The sequence below is a fragment of the Clostridium zeae genome (genome assembly GCF_017312485.1).
GTDB classification, from domain to species: Bacteria; Bacillota; Clostridia; order Clostridiales; family Clostridiaceae; genus Clostridium_AR; species Clostridium_AR zeae.
This window is the reverse complement of record NZ_BMBA01000001.1, coordinates 89419-107666: the sequence shown is the minus strand read 5'-3', so window position 1 is coordinate 107666 and position 18248 is coordinate 89419. Positions and strand designations below refer to the sequence as shown.

Genomic DNA, 18248 nt, shown 5'->3' with positions numbered 1-18248 from the left:
ATTTATAAATATGTCCTTATGTTATTTTTTAAAACTAAGAAATATAGATGTCCCTTTATTCAATTCACTACTTACTGATATTTTGCCAGTATGCTCATCCATAATTTTTTTAGCTATTGCAAGACCTAGACCACTACCACCAATAACTGTTTCTCTAGAAGTATCTGCTCTATAAAACCTTTCAAAAATATATGGCAATGCTTCCTTTGAAATTCCTTTTCCATTATCTCGTATTTCAACAATCACCAAATCATCATTTGACTTAACAACTATAGCTATAATAAGCTTATTGTCAGTTTTGTACTTTATGGAATTTTCTACTACATTCATTATAGCTCTTTTTAATTTTTGTACATCTATATCAATCAAAGTAGGTTTTTGTGGGACATCAGCTATCAATTCAACTTTAGATTGATCAAGATCAAAATTTATTTCTTCAACACAATCTTGAATATAAATATTCATATCAACAGTTTGAAATTTAAAAGGTTCCTTATTCAATTCTAGTTTTGAATATAAGAATAAATCATTTATCAAACTATCCATGTAATTTGCTTTGGTCAAAATAGTATTTACGTACTTCTCCATCTTATCAGGTGTGTCAGCTACCCCATCTTTAATTCCTTCTATATAACCTTTAATAGAGGTTATCGGAGTCTTCAAATCATGAGATATACTTGCTATCAGTTCTTTACGATTCTCTTCGTACTGATTTTGAATTTCTAGAGATTCTTTAAGTCTTAATCTCATTTCCTCAAAAGTTTCTGCTACTTCTCCTATTTCATCTTTAGAGTCAATGTCTAGCTTATAATTCAAATTTCCCTTTAGGATTTCTCCAGCACCTTTATCTAACTCTTTTAAAGGCTTAACAATACTTTTGGACACAAAGTAAGTTATTATGCCGTTAGTAGCCATTAATATAATTAAAATTAACACCATAACTATCAAGACATTTTGTTTAAATAACTTTTTATAGCTTTCCAGATCTATTATATAATAGATACTCCCTTTATCTTTATTACTTGTTGTAAAGTCTTGTTTCCATAATATTATAATCTTCTTTTTAAACTGGTCATTAGAATTTGAATTAAAAGAAGTTAATGCATCTTCACTTAAATCTTTTCGTATAAAATTTGAAGAATAGTCAATTTTATTGTTAATTAAAGTTACTATTCCAGTATATTTCATATTTGAACTATTTTCTAGTTGGAGGAGATAATCATGATTTAAAAAGTTATCCGGATTAGTCAAAACTTCACTATTTACTTTTTGTAGCAATTTATTATTTTCTGTTACAAGCTCAGTAAAGAATGCAAAGTTTCCTTTTCCTAACTTGCCTGAAACATCGTATTTTGAATTGCTTTCTGTTAATGCAATAAATACATTACTTAAACATATCAAAAGTAAAAATGACGTAATAAGAATCATTACATATGTCAACTTCAATTTCCTTTTTATATACACGAAATCCCTCCTTTCATTTATCTATCAATGTTAATAAATTGTCTGTTCTTAAAGAAATAATCAACTGCATATATAACTGTTACTAAAAGTGCGAGATACAATACCATGTAAGGTATTACACTAATAAAGCTATTCGCTACATATTCTTTTACTTTGTGAAAATTATAATCAATACTCATTTTAGAAAGCAGTATTATTATAGAACTCATTTGAAAAACAGTTTTTACTTTTTCCAAAGTACTTTTTGCTAGCAAAAGACCATCTGAATTACCTATTGATACAAGTCCACCAATAGCAAACTCTACTGATATAATGGTTACAGCTACAAAACTAGGTATTATACTTGTTTCAACTAAATAGATCAAAGCTGTAGTAACAAGGATTTTATCAATCAATGAATTTATTAAAACAACTAATTTGTCTGATTTATTCTCTTTCCTAATAAAATTCTCATAAAATACATCTATCATGGTAGCAGCAATAAACACCATTGTAGCAATACTTCTACGATGAGGTATTCCCTTTATAGACATAAATACTAAAAAGATCGTTGCTAAAATCAATCTTGTCATAGTAAGTTTATTTACGAATTTCATATAAATTCACCCCTACTTAATAAAATTTACTCATATCTCAATGCTTCAATAGGATCTAGCTTAGCAGCTTTTCTAGCAGGATAAATTCCAAAGAAAATTCCTACTGCTGAAGAAAAAGCTATTACTCCTATGATTGCAGATATTGATAAAGATGGTGTAATACTTGCAAAACTACCTATTGCATAAGCTCCAGCAATTCCTACAAGCAATCCTATGATTCCTCCAATTAGAGAAATTATAACTGACTCTGTCAAAAATTGAAGCAGTATCTTGTTGGTTGTAGCACCAATTGCTTTTCTTATACCTATTTCTCTAGTTCTTTCAGTTACTGAAACCAACATTATATTCATTACTCCTATTCCACCTACAATAAGTGATATAGCAGCAACTGCTCCTATAAAGGTAGTGAAAATTCCAAGTACATTATTTATTTGTTCAAGCTGGCTCAAGGCTCCTTGAGCAGTATAAATATCTTTTCCTCTGTTATTATGCCTACTTTCTAATACGTTTTTTGCACTATTGCCTGTTTCTTCTAATGCATCTTTATCAGAAGCCATTATGCTTATCTTATCAATAGAAAATTCATTTGAGTACATATTTTGTAGTAGTGTAGCAGGTACATAGAATATACCTGGTCTTTGATTTCTACCCATGTTTTTGAAAGTCGATCCAAAAGGTGAAACAGTAACCCCTATTATTGTGGCTTTAATTGGAGATTTTGCAGACCCAATTTTAATACTCTTTCCTGTAACATCTGTATATCCAAACAAATCATTTGCAGAGTCTTCGTCAATTATTACTACATTTTTACCTTCTGTATATTCTCTTTCATTAAAAGCTCTTCCATATAAGAACTCAGTATTTTGTATTATAAATCCGTCAGTATTAGTTCCACTTATACTTGCTCTTTTATTGCTAGTATCAGAAATTGCAACTCCATTTTTAGATACACTTGGAGCTACATATCTTGCTGTATCAACCTTGTTTTTTATTTGTTTTATATCTTCAAAAGTTATCAAATCACTTTCAGATGCTTTTGTTGTATCAGTAGATACATTTACAGTTGATGAACCAAGTTTTTCGAACTCACCAGTTATAGACTCCTGTCCGCCAGCTCCTAATGATATAATTGCTATAACCGAACTAATTCCTATTATTATACCAAGCATTGTTAGAAAAGAACGCATTTTATTAGATATGATACTATCAACAGCCATTTTAAAGTTTTCTAGTAAACTACTTATTATATTCATTAGTTTTACCTCCTATAGAATTATTCTGTTTTCCACTAAATAGTCATCAACTATTAGTCCATCCTTGAACCTAACTATTCTTTTGGTGTGCTGAGCTATATCTGGTTCATGAGTAACCATTATTACAGTTGCACCTTCGTTATTTAAGTCCTGGAATATTTTCATTATTTCTATAGAAGACTGTGTATCCAGATTTCCTGTAGGCTCATCAGCCATTATTACTGCTGGAGTATTTACTATTGCTCTAGCAATAGCAACTCTTTGTTTCTGTCCTCCTGAAATTTCATTTGGTTTATGTTTTACTCTGTCACCAAGACCAACCTTATCTAGAGCCGATAAAGCTTTTTCTCTTCTAATTTTCTTAGGTACACCAGCGTATACCATAGGAAGTTCAACATTTTCTAAGATCGTCATTCTAGGTAATAGATTGAAGGCTTGAAAAACGAATCCTATCTCTTTGTTTCTAATAAATGCCAATTCTTTATCTGTAAGGTTTGATACATTTTGTTCATTTAAAATATATGTTCCGCTGTCCATTCTATCCAGACATCCAATTATGTTCATCATAGTAGATTTACCAGAGCCTGATGGTCCCATAATAGAAGTAAATTCACCTTTTTCAATTTTAAGGTTTATACCTTTAAGTGCAGTAAAATTAATATCTCCGTTTACATACTTCTTAATTATATCTTTAACCTCTAGCATTACTTACCATCACCCGCTTCTTTTACCGTTACTCCATCTTTAACACTTGAGCTTGGATTAAGTATTACCTTATCCCCATTGCTTAATCCTTCAGTTACTTGTGCTTCCATGTCAGATTGAAGCCCTAGTTTCACTTCTTTTTCTACTGCTTTTCCACCACTTATAACATACAAATAATTTCTAGCATTTTTATCAGTTCTTAAGCTTTCAGCTGGTACTTTTATTACATTGTTTACTTGTCCAAGTAATACATCTACATCTGTGTCAAAATCAATTTTTAATCCGTCTGGTTTATCTAATATGTCAATTTCTACTGGAAGTGTTGATTCAGTTCCAGTTGCCGATGCAGTAGTTTTAGCTGCTGGCCCAATGAATGAAACTTTTCCTTTTAGTTTTTTATCTCCACTTTTTATAACTGCTTCTTGTCCAAGTTGAATCTTTGCAGCATCAAACTTTCCAACTGACATTACAGCCTTTAAATTGTTCACATCTTGTATTGTTATAGCTGGTTGTGCTGCTGCCGCTGTAGCTGCACCCTCAGAAACATTTAATGCAGTTACTACTCCATCAAAATCAGCAACTATTGTACTTTGACTTTTTGAAAGGTTATCTTTAGCTGTATCTAATGCAAGTTTTTGAAGTGCAATAGTATTATCTGATTGCTTTAGCTGTTCATCGCTAAATTGTGGCTTTGTTGCAGCATCTCTTTTTGATTGGATTGTTGCTAATTGTGACTGTAATGCTGATACGTTAGTTGCAGTTTGAGGATTCTTCTTTGCTTCATTAATTTGATTATTTAAATCTGAAATCTGTTTATCCAAATCAGGTATGCTATTTTTAAGAGCATTATTTGCATTTACTTGTATCTGTTTTGCAAGCACTGCATTATCATAGTTTATCTGAGCTTGTTTTACACTTACATTTGGATCAGTTACATCAAATTCAACAAGTACTTGTCCTTTTGTTACTGAATCTCCAACTTTGACATTTACTTTTTTAACTTTACCTTGGATTGGATAATAATCTTTACTATTCTTAGATTTTATAGTTGCAGTAGTAGAAAGATATGACTGGATATCACCAGTTGATACGCTTGCAGTTTTTACGCTTAGAAAATGTGTTGTATTTTTTCTGCTTCTAGCATAACCTAATCCTCCAACCACTACTATTGCTACTAATACTATAGCTATTACTTTCTTTTTCATCCAAAATTCCTCCCATGTAATCATACATATATTCCATAATTAATTTCATAGCATTATATAAAGATGCACCATTCAACTTTAGATATTATCCCTATATTGAAATAGTACATCTTTATTGTACATGCTGATTATAAAATTAATTGAAAGAAATTATTAAATAATTCTAAACTAAATCTAAAATCTTTTATAAATCTATCTTTTATAATTCATTTCTAAATGGTATAGAAGGCTGAGCTCCCTTTCTAGTAACAGAAATTGAGGCCGCTTTATTTGCAAATTGTATAGCTTGTTCTATACTACATCCCTCACTTAACGCTACAGCAAATGCCCCATTGAAGCAATCACCTGCTGCTGTGGTATCAATGGCTTTAACTTTTTCAGTTTTAAACGTAACACATATATTATTATTTAAAAGTAAAGCACCACTCTCTCCTAATGTAACTATGACGTTTTTTACACCTTTTGATAAAAGAATCTGTGAAGCTTTTATCGCACTATCGATATCATTTACTAAATTTCCAGTCAACTTTTCTAATTCTGTTTCATTAGGTGTTAAGAAATCAATCTTATCTAACAACTCCTTTGGCAGAATTTCTGGAGCAGGTGCTGGATTTAATATTATTATTTTGTTCATTTCAGAAGCTTTTTCTATTATATAAAAAACAGTTTCTTTTGGGATTTCCATCTGAAGCATAATGATATCACTATCTTTTAATATATCTATGTTCTTATCTATGTAATTTTTATCAACACTAGAATTTGCTCCTGGAAGTACTACAATGCTATTTGCCCCTTCTTTATTCACATATATTATGGCTAGACCAGAATTTAATTGTTTAATTTTTTCTATTCTTGTTATATCAATTCTCTCTGCCGCAAGATTTGATATTAGTTTCTCTCCTATAGTATCATCGCCTACCATACCAAGCATTGTGACACTTCCACCTAACCTTTGGGCAGCAAAAGCCTGGTTTGCTCCTTTTCCTCCTGGAATTTCTATATAACTTTCGGCTAAAATTGTTTCACCTTCTTTAGGTATATTATTAACGGGTATTACCCAATCCATATTCAAACTTCCGATTACTAATATTTTTTTCTTTTTCAAATTTATCACCTCGATATAATCTTAACATTATTGATAAAAAAAGTAACTGTGGTACGTTCGTATAATTTTTATCCTTTACTTTAATTGGATGCACAAAAACAAATGAGACTTCAAATAAAAATAATACAAACAATTCAAGCACTACTCAATCACAACATGGAACAAAAGTTTTAAATAATATACCTATAGTAGGAAAGCTAAAGTAGAAAATCGATTAAATTAGGATAGTATGATAATACCTTCAAATTATGCTATAATTATATGGCTAATGTTATGGAGGTTACTTTTATGAACTTATTATCTTTATTTTCAGACAAAAAATTTTTTAAAGACACGATAAAGCTAGCCTTTCCCATTGCACTTCAAAACTTTATATTGTCTTCGTTAAATTTATTTGACAATATAATCATAGGCGGATTAGGGGAAGTTGCAATTGCAAGTGTTGGACTAGCTAACCAAATGTTTTTCTTGCTAAATCTAGTGTTGTTTGGTGTAGTAAGTGGTGCTTCGATTTTTACGGCGCAATACTGGGGAAAAAAGGACCTGAAGAATATTAAAAGAGTTCTAGGAATCTGTCTTATTACTGCAATAGCAGTGTCATCAGTTTTTACCATTGCTGCTTTAATTTTTCCTAGACAAATAATGAGTATTTTCTCTAATGATCCAGCAGTTATAAAAATGGGAGCAAACTATTTAAGAATAATCTGTCTTAGTTATATAGTTACCGCAGTATCATTTGCTTATGCTGCAACCTTAAGAAGTTTAGGGCAGGTAAAAGCTCCAATGGTAGTTAGTATTATTGCTTTAGCAGTAAATACTGTTCTAAATTTCACTTTAGTGTATGGTGTTGCTGGTATTCCTGGACTTGGAGTATACGGATCTGCTTTAGGCACATTGATAGCTCGTATTGTAGAATTTATATTAATGATATTTGTTGTATATAAATTTAAATTTCCTCTTGCTGCAAAGCCAAAAGAACTATTAGACATATCAATGGAATTTGCTAAGAGATTCTTTAAGATAACTATACCTGTTATCTTGAATGAAAGCTTCTGGGCTTTAGGTGTCACTATTTACTCGGTTGTATACGCTCATATGGGCACGGCTATTGTTGCCTCAACTAATATAGTAAGTACTATAGATAGACTTGCTATGGTTGTATTTTTAGGCTTTGGAAATGCTGCAGCCATAATGATAGGTCAAAAGATAGGACAGAAGGACGAAAAGACAGCTTTTCTATATGCTAAAAGATTTATAATAATGAATCCACTTATTGGTGTTATTGTAGGTCTTATAATATATTTAGGAGCACCTTCAATTTTATATGCCTATAGTGTGTCCCCGGAGGTCCACAATTACTCTAAATCCTTACTTCATATACTAGGGATATTTCTTTTCATAAAGGTATTCAATTATACAAATGTTGTTGGTATACTTAGAAGCGGTGGAGATACAAAATTTTGTCTACTATTAGATATCGGTGGAATGTGGCTTGTAGGGGTGCCTTTAGTTGCTCTAGCCGGATTATACTTCCATATGTCGATAGATAAAGTTTATATCTTTGTATTTATGGAGGAAATAGCCAAGTTTATTGTTGGATTTCCTAGAATTGCATCTAAGAAGTGGATAAATAATCTAGTAGTCCATTAATTACCAAATCAATATTTTAAATTTATAGTGAAATAAAATGAAAAAGGTTAGAACTAAAATTTTAGTTCTAACCTTTTTTTGCATATAGGAATATTATCAAAATCTTTACTATTATCTATTTTTTAACAACTCAGATATTACATATGTTGCATCCATGTATGAAGCAATAGATTGGTCACCATTTAATCTATTTATTATTCTAGCAATAAATTGTGACATATCTACTTTTTTAAACCACTCTGCTTCTTGAACTTCAGGTGCTATATATGTAAGGTTTGTTGAGTAAACTCTTGTTATAGTACCATCTTCATAGAACTTTTGGAACTTTTCAGCTCCTTCTGTAAAGAATGCAAAAGTTGCAGCTACATAAACATTTCTTGCTTTTCTTGCTTTAAGTTCTTTTGCTATATCAAGCACAGACTCTCCAGATGCAATCATATCATCTACGATAAGCACGTCTTGACCCTCAACATCTCTTCCCATATATTCATGTTTTACTATAGGGTTTTTACCATTAACTATTGTAGAATGGTCTCTTCTCTTATAAAATAGACCAACATCTAGACCTAGCACACTTGAATAGTATATAGCTCTATCCATGGCTCCTGTGTCAGGACTGATTACTAGCATTTTATTTTTATCTATTTCTGCTGACTTTTCTTCTGTGATAAAAGTCTTTAGTATGTCATAAGTAGGATAGAAATTTTCGAAAGATAAAAGTGGAATCGCATTTTGAACATTAGGATCATGTGCATCAAAGGTTAATATTTCTTGCACTCCTAATCTTTCTAATTCTTGTAATGCTAAAGCACAGTCAAGGGATTCTCTACCCTTTCTTCTGTGTTGTCTTGAAGCATAAAGAAGTGGCATTATAACAGTTATTCTTCTTGCCTTCCCTCTTATAGCTGAAACAGTTCTTTTTATGTCTTGGAAATGTTCATCAGGACCTTTAAAAGTTTTTACTCCAAACATATTATATGAGCAACTATGATTACCAACATCGCAAAGTATGTAAATATCTTTACCTCTAACTGTTTCTGAAAGCTTTACCTTTCCTTCCCCATTAGAAAAGCGTATTTCATCTGAAGGAATTAAAAAAGATTCACTTACGCCCCTTTTAGCCTTGATTTCTTCATCAATTTTTTGTCCTAAAGCTCTACAGCTTTCTAAAACTATAAGACCTAATTCTCCGTTGTTATGGATAAAAATTTGATTTTCGTTCATCTTCATACTCCTTATAATAAATATATATATATTATACTTGTATTTTCTATTTCATGAATTAATTATTATGTCGGATTAACTCGATATTTCAAGTATTTTCTTATTCAATTTAACTAATTCATGACTTTACTCATAGTTTCTACTATTTGTCATACTATATAAATATACCCTAAAATTTTCATATAAATCATAAAATCTAAAATTAATCTAGTAATTAGCAAAAACTTAGTTATAAATAATTTCATCTGTGATTCTTATTAATTAAAAATCACTACGAGACAACTATTCGTAGTGATTTTTAAGCTATAAAATTTATTTTTTAAAGTTAAATTTAAATATAGTAGAAATATCTTTATCTGTCACTAGAAAAGTTAGAGCATTATTGTCATAAGACAGTTTTACAGAATTTATAAACTTGTTATCTTTATATATAATTTGATCTTTGTAGGCTCTATTTCCATCAATATAAACTGCATGAAGCTCGCTAGACTCATTTAGAAAAACACTATATATTATCATTTTCCCATCATTGCTAGCTGTATAACCATTAATTTTTTTCCCAGGCAACCTTACTATCGGCACTATTGTATTTGTATCAAAAGAATATATATAAATACAAATTTCTCCATTATCAAATCCTTGGTAAGCAATACTTGAGCTAGACACTGCTGTAATATTGCTAATATACCTACTACTAAGTACTGTTAGTTTTGGTATAACAGTACCATTAATGCTAAAATACCCACAAACATTATCATACACTACATAGACTTTATTACCATCTTTTGATACTGCTACTTCAATCTCTTTACTTCCACTAATACTATCTTTATCAAACATTTGATTCATTGCTATTAAGTTAGTCCTTTTTCCGCTTGAAATATCTTTTATAAATACATAGTTATCTACTCCTATATATTTATTGCTATCTGGTAACCAACAAGCAGCTAATAACTTTTCGTATTGAATAATCTGAGTTTTTTTATCTACATCATAAAGTAAATTGGCAAAAGATTGATTTTTGTAATTTTCAAATAGGCAGAGAATATTTTTCCCATTAGGAGAAACTAATACTTTTTTTAAATCATAGTCACTTAATTGAGAAATATCGATATCTGAATATACATTATTCTTATTATCTATAAGTTTTAAGTCTTTTTCATCTATAGAATACTTTTTTATTTCTGATGTTAACTTAGGTGTGCCTTGAACAGCAAAAATATTGTCTTTTATGAAGGTAGCATCATTTACGCTGTAGGGAAGATTTAGTTTTTCAACTTTCTCCATTGATAAGTCATTTATTATATTATCAGGAAAATCACTCTTAAATAAGTTTTTATCAAGCACTACAACCTTATTAATGATATTATTATTTGAATAGGTTAAGTTAATAAAATAGAAGGACACAATGAATAAAAGAAAAATAGCAAGCAAAAGGACTTTATTACCTATTTGTCTAATATTCTTAAGCTTTATCATTTAAGTCACCTCTAAATTTCATAGTTATCTCTGTACCTTCATTTAGTTTACTACTTACTCTAATGTTTCCCTGGTGTTTTTCAACTATCTCTTTCACTATTGTTAACCCAAGTCCTGCACTTCCTTTTTGCCTTGCACTTTTTTTATTAACTCTATAAAAAGGTTCAAAAATTTTACTTAAATTTTCTTCTGATATACCTTCGCCTAAATCTTTAATTTTGATAAATATCTCCTGTTCTTCTTTATAAGCATTAACATAAATATTTGAATTAACATTTCCATACTTCATAGAATTATCCAAGAGATTTACAAAAACCTCCTTGAGTCTTTCTTTATCACCATATATGTGAAGATCATATCCAATACTTGTAACGATTTTAATATTATATTTTTTAGCTTTAATACCCATCTCTTCACATGTACTTATTAGTATTTTGCTAATATCTATATCATCGAAATTATAACTAAAATGATTTGATGAGGTCTTGGCAAGTTCAAGTAAGTCTATAACCATATTGTTTAATCTAATGCTTTCTTCGATAATACAATTTAAGCCTTTCTTGTAAAATTGATCTTCAGATAAATCCATCTCTTCAATAGCCTGAGCATACCCCATAATTGTTGTTATTGGAGTTTTTAGCTCATGAGTCACGTTGTCAAAAAAAGTTTTATTTTCACTTTGTAATTTTTCTAATGCATCCTTATCTTTTTTTATTATTGCTATCTGTTCCTTGATTTTCCCTACCATTATATTAAATCTTTCAGCTAAATATCCAATTTCATCTTTTGTTTTTACCTTTAAGTCAATTTCAAAATTTCCCTTAGCAACATCCTCAGAAGCTTCAGCAAGCTTTTTTATTGGTCTGGTAATTTGTTTAGAAAATAAAAGTGAAAAAATTAATATAACTAAAAATATAATAACTGCAAATATATTGCTAATATTTTTAAAGTTTTTGCTATAATTAAAAAGATCAGTATAATCTTTACTATATCTGATTATTTCAACTGCCTCATTATTCACAACAACTGGGTAGGAAAGATTGACCATAGTCCTTCCGTTTGCTGTTTCGGCACTATAATTAATTTTTCCTTCAATGGCCTCTGTAATATCTTTTGAATCATACTTAGTACTACTCTCCGTATTATCAGAGATGTTTTTCCCTTCCATATCAAAAACTTCAACTTTGTTTCCTATTTGAGCTGTAAGCTGACTTGATATGTCTTCAGCTTCTAATAAAAAATTTTTCTTAGACAGTTCCATATTATTAATTAAAAAATATTGCTTTAGATAAATGTCTAAATTTCTTTTTGTCTCTACCATATCAGAGTTTATGATATTCTCGTTATTTTTTTCTGTAAGTTTGTACGATACAAAAAGTAATGAAGATAGAGCAATAAATATAATAATAGAAAAATAAATAAATATTTTATATTGTATTGAATATTTCATATTAATTAACCTACCATCTTATAGCCTATTCCAAAGACTGTTTCTATTAAAGAAGAATTCTTGCTTTCATCCAACTTCTTTCTCACCCTTTGTATATGAATGTCTACAGTTCTTGAATCACCTACAAATTCAATTCCCCATACCTTATCCAACAATTCATTTCTTGTAATGACCTTACCTTTATTCTTTGCTAAATAAGCTAATAATTCATATTCCTTATTAGTCATATCTATTTTTATGCTATTTTTAAAGACTTCTCTGCGATCTATATGTATTTCTATATCATTACCTATCTGAATAAAATTAGGTTCGTTATTAGTAATAGATTCTGAAATCAAGTCAATTCTTCTAAATATTGATCTTATCCTTGCTATTACTTCCCTTGTGTTAAAGGGTTTTGTTATATAGTCATCTGCTCCTAGCTCCATTCCTAGAACCTTATCAACTGTATCAGACTTTGCAGTAATCATTATGATTGGTATTATGTAATTTGTTGAAATCTTCTTGCAAACTTCAAATCCATTTATATCTGGAAGCATCAAATCTAAAAGTATTAGATCAGGCATAAATTCTTGAACAAGCTGCAGCCCAAGTGTTCCGTTGTTTGCAATTCTAGTAGTATAACCTTCTTTGTTTATGTAATGAGAAAGTAAATCCGCTATGTTTTCTTCATCTTCTATTATAAGAATTTTTTTATTTTGCATATTAAGTTTACCTCAACTATCTATATTGTCGAACCATTTTTGATTGAATTTATTTATCCTCAAGTCTTGCCTAAAAATCCAGAAAAGTTTTTAGATTTAAATGGTGCACCTTCATAACTTTTATTATAAGCTTTTGTTGTTTCAAATTCTATTATACTTGTATCTAACTTGTAACAAATAAATTGTAAATTAAAGTTTACAACTTATTTATAATTTTGAAACCTAGCACAAATAATTTGAAATAACAGTTCCGTATAATTTAAACCAAGAAATAGATAAAAAACGGAGGTTAATATAATGAAAAAAAACTTAATAATCATTTTTTTAATTTTGCTTACTCTAACTGCTACTGGAATGTTCATAAAAAACACTATAGAAAATTATTCTCTAGACAAGCCTGTTAAAATATACCCAGTTAAACCAATAGTGGATGATAATAATTCGACTTCCACGAAAAATGTAACAGCCAACGCAGATGTAGCAGCTTCAGCTCAAAAGGAAGGAAATAAACCAACTTATACTAACAATTCTAAAGACACAAAACAAAATGATAAAAATTCAAAAGAAACCAATGCTCAAGTAGTAAATTATCAGTTTCCAACCAAAACCCCAGTTAGGGCTAAACGAAGCAGTGACAAATATAGTGTTAAGGTACATATTGATACTCAAAAAGTAGAGATATATAAAAATGATACGCTAATAAAGATAATGGAGTGTTCAACAGGATTAACAGAAGGTGATTACGATACACCTGTAGGAAATTTTAAAATAAATGACTACTTTGGCGAAAGTTTTTATAATGCCAAGTATGGAGAAGGTGCAAGGTATTGGGTAGGATTTATTGGAGCAACTTATCTGTTCCATTCTCTTCCTGTAGATTCAAATGGTCATATTATTGAAGATGAAGCCGCTAAGCTTGGGACACCAGCATCTCACGGATGCATAAGACTAATACCAAATGACGCTTTTTGGTTTTATGAAAATATTCCTACTGGAACTAATGTTGAGATTGGTGATTAGCTTCAATAAAAAAAGTCACTCATATCAGTATAATTGTTTATGAGTGTCTTTTATTTTTAAAGATTTTATGAATGCGAATGATTTATAACTCTTTCCTATAAGCATAAATAGTCTCTTTTTCCATAAACCCTATTCTTTTATATAACTTCTGTGCTTTATCATTGTTTACTCTAACACTTATTGTAATCTCTTCAGCTCCATTTTCAATAAGCCTCTTTATTGCGTTATTTAAAAGCGCAGAACCATAGCCATTGTTTCTAAACTCTTGTCCAACGTGAAGAAGTACAATTTCACTTTGTTTTTTATCTTTTGATTGTTCATAACATACATATCCTTTAACCTCATCATTTTCTATAGCTAAAAATAAATCGTGCTGTTCTTTTGATCCTTCAATCAATTCGTTTAATGTGAAAAAGGTATTCTTAGGGTGAACTATATCTAATTTCTCTCTATATCTGTCTTCATAAGCCTGTATGGATACTAATTCTTTTTCAACTTTTTTTATATTAGAAAAGTTATTAAGAACCATGGTTCTTTCTGCATTGTATAATTCAAAATTATTTTTTTCACACCATAATTTACATGAAACATTTTCTTCAAAAAATGCTATTTTCATCTCAGATATAAAATTTGGCAAGCTTGCTAAACATTGTTCATACAAGTTATCAACGTATTGAGTGAAGTACTGATCTTTAATGATTGGTCCAAGAAGTCTAGCAACCTTTTGTTCCTCAGAAATGTGAAGCCCTATGCATCCAACTACATTGTTATCATTTATACAAAGAATAAAATTTTCCTTATCAATTTCAGCTATCTTCGTATAGTTATTAGGAATCCATGCAATGAAATGATTACTTATGTTATTATATTTAAATAAAAAATCATTTAAATCCTTTGTATACCTATCTGCCATCTTTAATAGCATTGTGTTTCCCCCTATGTTGTAATATAAAATTAATTGTTGTTAAGCAAATTATTTTATACCTTTAATTATGAATAAAGAATACTCTATTACCTCATCGCCAATATCTTTTGAATCAAAGTAAAATGTATAGGCTTTAACTTCTTTAAAACCAGCGTTCTCAAAAATCTTTATAAGCTCAGCTTGATTGAATCCATTATGTCCATGAAAATCAGTTTCATTTTTATGAAACCTACCATCCTCTTTGTTTAAATCTATTATGCAAAGGCAGCCTTCATTATTAAGAAGTTCATAAAGCTTACTTATTATACTTTTTGTATCATCAATATGATGCAGTACCATCGAGCTATATATTATATCGTACTTCTCATCAATTACACTATTAGCTTCTATATCTATTTTTTTTATAACTACGTTATTAATTTTATAAGTTTCAACTTTAGACTTAACTATATGAAGCATCCCTTCTGATGAATCTATAAGTGTTATTTCTTTTAACTTATCATGAAGATTAAAACTTATAAGTCCTGTTCCACATCCAAATTCCATTGCAGAAAGTCTTTTATTGATATGAATAAAGTTTTCTAATTCCTTAGCTATAATTTTTGCTCTAGAAATTCGTTTCTCTGTGTCCCACCCTTTTGCATATTCATCAAATTCCATATGGCACCTCACTTAACTTAAATATAAAATATTGCCTTAATTTTAAGCAAAAGCAAAAAATCATTTTTTGGGGAATTAGCAAAATTTATGATTTTCTTCTCATTAATACTGACCATAAAAAAGATTTTCCAAAGTTATTTTTATCAGTTGATTCTTTCATTTCTTGAAATTTTATTTTTCTAAAAGGTTGTCCAACATATCGAGTGCATCATCTTCAGTCTTAATAATTTCTTCATTTAAATTATTGTCCATAGCTACCTATCCTCTAATGTTAGCATTATATGTATAATTATACCATAAAACATACACTTCGAGAGTATCCGTATTGTTGCACTTAATTTTTAGTTATTAATTTAAGTGTTACCTCGTATCGGTAAAAATTCTATACTTGAATTATTAAACAAAAGTTATAACTAGCATTAGTAACTTTTATTTTGTTTCTGCTTCAAAAGTTTATCACAATCCTCACAAATACCCTCGTTATTTAGTGCAAGCGGTTTAAAGTAACAACGCAAATTTCTTGTTTCTGTTGGTGGATAAGGATATAACTGCTCTAATATGTTTGGCTTGTATCCTCTATGATGACACATACTACATTCATTTATCCATTTTCTTTGATTAGGATGCATTGATAGGTATTCTTCTTCATTATCTATCACTGTTTTGTACACCACCCGTCTATTTTTTATAATTACTATTAAAATACACTTAAAAAAATATAATTATATATATTTTACCCAATATTCTGATTTTTTATAATATTTTAGACTAAATTATATTCGTATAGTTATATTTTTAGAATAATTCAATTGAGTAATTGAATTTTTAAATAGAAGTTTATTATTATAGATTTGAGATGATATTAGAAACGATATTTAGATTTTATTAGAGAAGTCACTTAGAACTTCTCTAATAATCTTATTGAATCTCATAAATATATACTAATTTTTAGATTTTTTCTTAAACGTTGCCGCAGCAAGTAGGCTCAGGAAGAAGCCCATGAATATATTAAAAAAAACAACTATATAAGAATATGGTACATTGAATTTATACATCAACACTCCAATTATTGCTTCAAGAACTACATAGGATACACATATCAAAGCAATCCAAGCTGTATTAGTTTTTAACTTTATTTTCTTCTTTAAGTATGATAATAAATCGTACTTTTTATATATCGCACTAAATAAAAACCATGAACCACATATTATGATTACTTGTTCTAAACTGTTAGTTGACATTTCTTCTCTCCTCTATTTTTTATCTTTAATATATTTTAATTTTGTTTGAATGGTTATAATAGATTGTCCACCTTTTCTTCTGTGTCAAAAAAGCATTCTTGTATTTCATATAAATTTTCTATAAAATCACGGTTAAATTATCGTAGTTGTATAGAAGCGTTAAATATAAATATTTTCTTTAAATTAAATAGTGTTCATTAAATTATTGTTATTTTACTTTTTATAAAGCATATCTATATGAGGAATGCCGTCTTCTAAGTATTCCTCAGAAATTGCATTAAATCCAAAGCTTCCATAAAAATCAAATAAATATGCTTGCGCTTGAATTTTAATTTCTGTTTCCTTCATATTTTCCTCTATGAAGCTAATGGATTTTAAAAGCAATTCTCTAGATAAGCCTTTCCCTCTATAATCTTTTTTTACGATTACTCTGCCTATTGAAGCTTGTTTATAAGCAACACCTTTATTTAATAGCCTTGTGCAAGCCACAATTTCGCCCTCATCTTCTAAATATAAGTGATAAGAGTGTTGATCTTTACCATCTGGGTCTAGATAAACACAATTTTGTTCTACGACAAAAACCTCACTTCTTAATTTAAGCAGCTTATATACTTCTTCTCCAGTTAGTTGATCAAAAGTTTTGATTTTCCAAATCATCAAGTTATCCTCCACGTCTTTAGTTAAGTTAAATTTAAAATATATCTATGAATTATATTGAGATTATTTACAATTATTATAGTGTTCATATAAAAATTATATAATTATTATAGGCTGATGTTATATTGAATCATTATAACATACTATTGTCAATTAGATTAGCTAGAATTCAACTTCCATACCATCAAAGGTTGCAAATGAGTTAGAGAAAGTCTCTTTTGCATTTAATTCTGCTTCAATTCTCATTTCTTTATTGGTATAAGTGCTTGCATCAAAATGCATCAAGTAAAGCTTTTTCACTTCAGCTTCTTTTGCAAGCTGCGCTGCCATTTGAGGATTAAGATGCACATTTGCGTCCTTATCTACATTTGGTGCCATACTACATTCTGTAATTAATATATCTGCATCTTTAGCTAAAGTAACTGCATTTTCACATTTACTAGTGTCAGTACAGTATGTGATAATCTTGTCATTTATTTCTAATCTAATACCTAAAACTTCTATACTATGTTTCAATGGTAAAAAACTTACTTTAAAAGGAAAGTTAGTTGAAATTTTATTAACCTCTATTATCTCTACTTTGAAAGGAAGTTGTTTTATTGGTACTGTGTAAGGTAAATTGATAAAGTTTTGTAGAAAATCTTTTCCTCCATTTTGTACTATAATATATAATCCTTTAGAAAAATTATTTTTAACCAGTGTGTGTAATCCAGAAATGTGATCTAAATGAAAATGGCTTAAAAATAAATATACTGGTTTAGCTGAATCAATATAGTTGTTCAGTTTAGAAATGCCATTGCCAGCATCCAATATTAAATTATATTGTTCATGCTCTATTAGAACAGAAGGGGTATTCCCTGTTTTTGTATCATACCATCCATTTGTACCTAAAAATATTATCTTTGCCATA

At 29.3% G+C, this 18248-nt stretch carries 18 protein-coding genes; 2 read left to right on the top strand and 16 right to left on the bottom strand.

Annotated features, from left to right (window positions below):
- Positions 1-21: 21 nt before the first annotated feature.
- From J3477_RS00445 to rbsK, 6 genes are all read right to left on the bottom strand, one after another.
- Positions 22-1464, bottom strand: coding sequence for a sensor histidine kinase (locus tag J3477_RS00445; protein WP_206867602.1), 1443 nt, complete (start codon positions 1462-1464; stop codon positions 22-24).
- A 17-nt stretch (positions 1465-1481) separates the two neighbouring features.
- The gene (locus J3477_RS00440; RefSeq protein WP_206867601.1) at positions 1482-2060 is read right to left on the bottom strand and encodes a CDP-alcohol phosphatidyltransferase family protein; all 579 of its coding nucleotides are present in this window, start codon (positions 2058-2060) and stop codon (positions 1482-1484) included.
- Between the two features lie 26 nt (positions 2061-2086).
- Positions 2087-3313, bottom strand: a complete 1227-nt coding sequence (locus J3477_RS00435; RefSeq protein WP_206867600.1) for an ABC transporter permease — start codon at positions 3311-3313, stop codon at positions 2087-2089.
- Positions 3314-3325: 12 nt separating this feature from the next.
- Entirely contained in the window at positions 3326-4018 is a 693-nt protein-coding gene (locus tag J3477_RS00430; RefSeq protein WP_206867599.1) for an ABC transporter ATP-binding protein, read from the bottom strand.
- Positions 4018-5223 carry an efflux RND transporter periplasmic adaptor subunit gene (locus J3477_RS00425; RefSeq protein ID WP_206867598.1) on the bottom strand — a complete coding sequence of 402 codons (1206 nt, stop codon included), beginning with the start codon at positions 5221-5223 and terminating at the stop codon, positions 4018-4020. Before J3477_RS00425 ends, J3477_RS00430 begins: the two co-directional genes overlap by 1 nt.
- 199 nt (positions 5224-5422) lie before the next feature.
- Entirely contained in the window at positions 5423-6328 is a 906-nt protein-coding gene (gene rbsK, locus J3477_RS00420) for a ribokinase (RefSeq protein WP_206867597.1), read from the bottom strand.
- 288 nt (positions 6329-6616) lie between these two features.
- On the opposite strand from rbsK, the gene J3477_RS00415 reads away from it, so the two are divergent.
- Positions 6617-7978 carry an MATE family efflux transporter gene (locus J3477_RS00415; protein ID WP_206867596.1) on the top strand — a complete coding sequence of 454 codons (1362 nt, stop codon included), beginning with the start codon at positions 6617-6619 and terminating at the stop codon, positions 7976-7978.
- Positions 7979-8089: 111 nt separating this feature from the next.
- Here J3477_RS00415 and J3477_RS00410 read toward each other — a convergent pair whose 3' ends face one another.
- The 4 genes from J3477_RS00410 to J3477_RS00395 form a co-directional block, all read right to left on the bottom strand.
- Positions 8090-9202 carry a ribose-phosphate pyrophosphokinase gene (locus J3477_RS00410; protein WP_206867595.1) on the bottom strand — a complete coding sequence of 371 codons (1113 nt, stop codon included), beginning with the start codon at positions 9200-9202 and terminating at the stop codon, positions 8090-8092.
- Between the two features lie 312 nt (positions 9203-9514).
- Entirely contained in the window at positions 9515-10681 is a 1167-nt protein-coding gene (locus J3477_RS00405; protein WP_206867594.1) for a TolB-like translocation protein, read from the bottom strand.
- Entirely contained in the window at positions 10668-12131 is a 1464-nt protein-coding gene (locus tag J3477_RS00400; RefSeq protein ID WP_206867593.1) for a sensor histidine kinase, read from the bottom strand. Before J3477_RS00400 ends, J3477_RS00405 begins: the two co-directional genes overlap by 14 nt.
- A gap of 5 nt (positions 12132-12136) precedes the next feature.
- On the bottom strand, positions 12137-12835 hold the full coding sequence (locus J3477_RS00395) for a response regulator transcription factor (RefSeq protein WP_206867592.1): 699 nt from the start codon (positions 12833-12835) through the stop codon (positions 12137-12139).
- A gap of 297 nt (positions 12836-13132) precedes the next feature.
- On the opposite strand from J3477_RS00395, the gene J3477_RS00390 reads away from it, so the two are divergent.
- Positions 13133-13855, top strand: coding sequence for a L,D-transpeptidase (locus J3477_RS00390; protein WP_206867591.1), 723 nt, complete (start codon positions 13133-13135; stop codon positions 13853-13855).
- A gap of 82 nt (positions 13856-13937) precedes the next feature.
- On the opposite strand, the gene J3477_RS00385 is transcribed toward J3477_RS00390, so the two are convergent.
- The 6 genes from J3477_RS00385 to J3477_RS00360 all read right to left on the bottom strand — a co-directional run bounded on the left by J3477_RS00385 (position 13938) and on the right by J3477_RS00360 (position 18247).
- Positions 13938-14780 carry a GNAT family N-acetyltransferase gene (locus J3477_RS00385; RefSeq protein ID WP_206867590.1) on the bottom strand — a complete coding sequence of 281 codons (843 nt, stop codon included), beginning with the start codon at positions 14778-14780 and terminating at the stop codon, positions 13938-13940.
- Positions 14781-14828: 48 nt separating this feature from the next.
- Positions 14829-15440 carry a class I SAM-dependent DNA methyltransferase gene (locus tag J3477_RS00380; protein ID WP_206867589.1) on the bottom strand — a complete coding sequence of 204 codons (612 nt, stop codon included), beginning with the start codon at positions 15438-15440 and terminating at the stop codon, positions 14829-14831.
- 419 nt (positions 15441-15859) lie between these two features.
- A complete protein-coding gene (locus J3477_RS00375) occupies positions 15860-16099 on the bottom strand; it encodes a hypothetical protein (RefSeq protein WP_206867588.1) in 240 nt (79 codons plus the stop codon).
- 282 nt (positions 16100-16381) lie between these two features.
- On the bottom strand, positions 16382-16681 hold the full coding sequence (locus tag J3477_RS00370; protein ID WP_206867587.1) for a hypothetical protein: 300 nt from the start codon (positions 16679-16681) through the stop codon (positions 16382-16384).
- Between the two features lie 213 nt (positions 16682-16894).
- Complete coding sequence (locus tag J3477_RS00365) at positions 16895-17338, bottom strand: GNAT family N-acetyltransferase (RefSeq protein ID WP_206867586.1); 444 nt, start codon at positions 17336-17338, stop codon at positions 16895-16897.
- Between the two features lie 162 nt (positions 17339-17500).
- The gene (locus J3477_RS00360; protein ID WP_206867585.1) at positions 17501-18247 is read right to left on the bottom strand and encodes an MBL fold metallo-hydrolase; all 747 of its coding nucleotides are present in this window, start codon (positions 18245-18247) and stop codon (positions 17501-17503) included.
- Position 18248 lies beyond the last annotated feature (1 nt).

What these genes read in the sequence shown, in the direction of transcription:
- J3477_RS00440 (WP_206867601.1), bottom strand. Translation starts at nt 2,060, where the DNA reads ATGAAATTCGTAAATAAACTTACTATGACAAGATTGATTTTAGCAACG.
- J3477_RS00435 (WP_206867600.1), bottom strand. Translation starts at nt 3,313, where the DNA reads ATGAATATAATAAGTAGTTTACTAGAAAACTTTAAAATGGCTGTTGAT.
- J3477_RS00430 (WP_206867599.1), bottom strand. Translation starts at nt 4,018, where the DNA reads ATGCTAGAGGTTAAAGATATAATTAAGAAGTATGTAAACGGAGATATT.
- J3477_RS00425 (WP_206867598.1), bottom strand. Translation starts at nt 5,223, where the DNA reads ATGAAAAAGAAAGTAATAGCTATAGTATTAGTAGCAATAGTAGTGGTT.
- J3477_RS00415 (WP_206867596.1), top strand. Translation starts at nt 6,617, where the DNA reads ATGAACTTATTATCTTTATTTTCAGACAAAAAATTTTTTAAAGACACG.
- J3477_RS00410 (WP_206867595.1), bottom strand. Translation starts at nt 9,202, where the DNA reads ATGAACGAAAATCAAATTTTTATCCATAACAACGGAGAATTAGGTCTT.
- J3477_RS00405 (WP_206867594.1), bottom strand. Translation starts at nt 10,681, where the DNA reads ATGATAAAGCTTAAGAATATTAGACAAATAGGTAATAAAGTCCTTTTG.
- J3477_RS00400 (WP_206867593.1), bottom strand. Translation starts at nt 12,131, where the DNA reads ATGAAATATTCAATACAATATAAAATATTTATTTATTTTTCTATTATT.
- J3477_RS00395 (WP_206867592.1), bottom strand. Translation starts at nt 12,835, where the DNA reads ATGCAAAATAAAAAAATTCTTATAATAGAAGATGAAGAAAACATAGCG.
- J3477_RS00390 (WP_206867591.1), top strand. Translation starts at nt 13,133, where the DNA reads ATGAAAAAAAACTTAATAATCATTTTTTTAATTTTGCTTACTCTAACT.
- J3477_RS00385 (WP_206867590.1), bottom strand. Translation starts at nt 14,780, where the DNA reads ATGCTATTAAAGATGGCAGATAGGTATACAAAGGATTTAAATGATTTT.
- J3477_RS00380 (WP_206867589.1), bottom strand. Translation starts at nt 15,440, where the DNA reads ATGGAATTTGATGAATATGCAAAAGGGTGGGACACAGAGAAACGAATT.
- J3477_RS00370 (WP_206867587.1), bottom strand. Translation starts at nt 16,681, where the DNA reads ATGTCAACTAACAGTTTAGAACAAGTAATCATAATATGTGGTTCATGG.
- J3477_RS00365 (WP_206867586.1), bottom strand. Translation starts at nt 17,338, where the DNA reads ATGATTTGGAAAATCAAAACTTTTGATCAACTAACTGGAGAAGAAGTA.
- J3477_RS00360 (WP_206867585.1), bottom strand. Translation starts at nt 18,247, where the DNA reads ATGGCAAAGATAATATTTTTAGGTACAAATGGATGGTATGATACAAAA.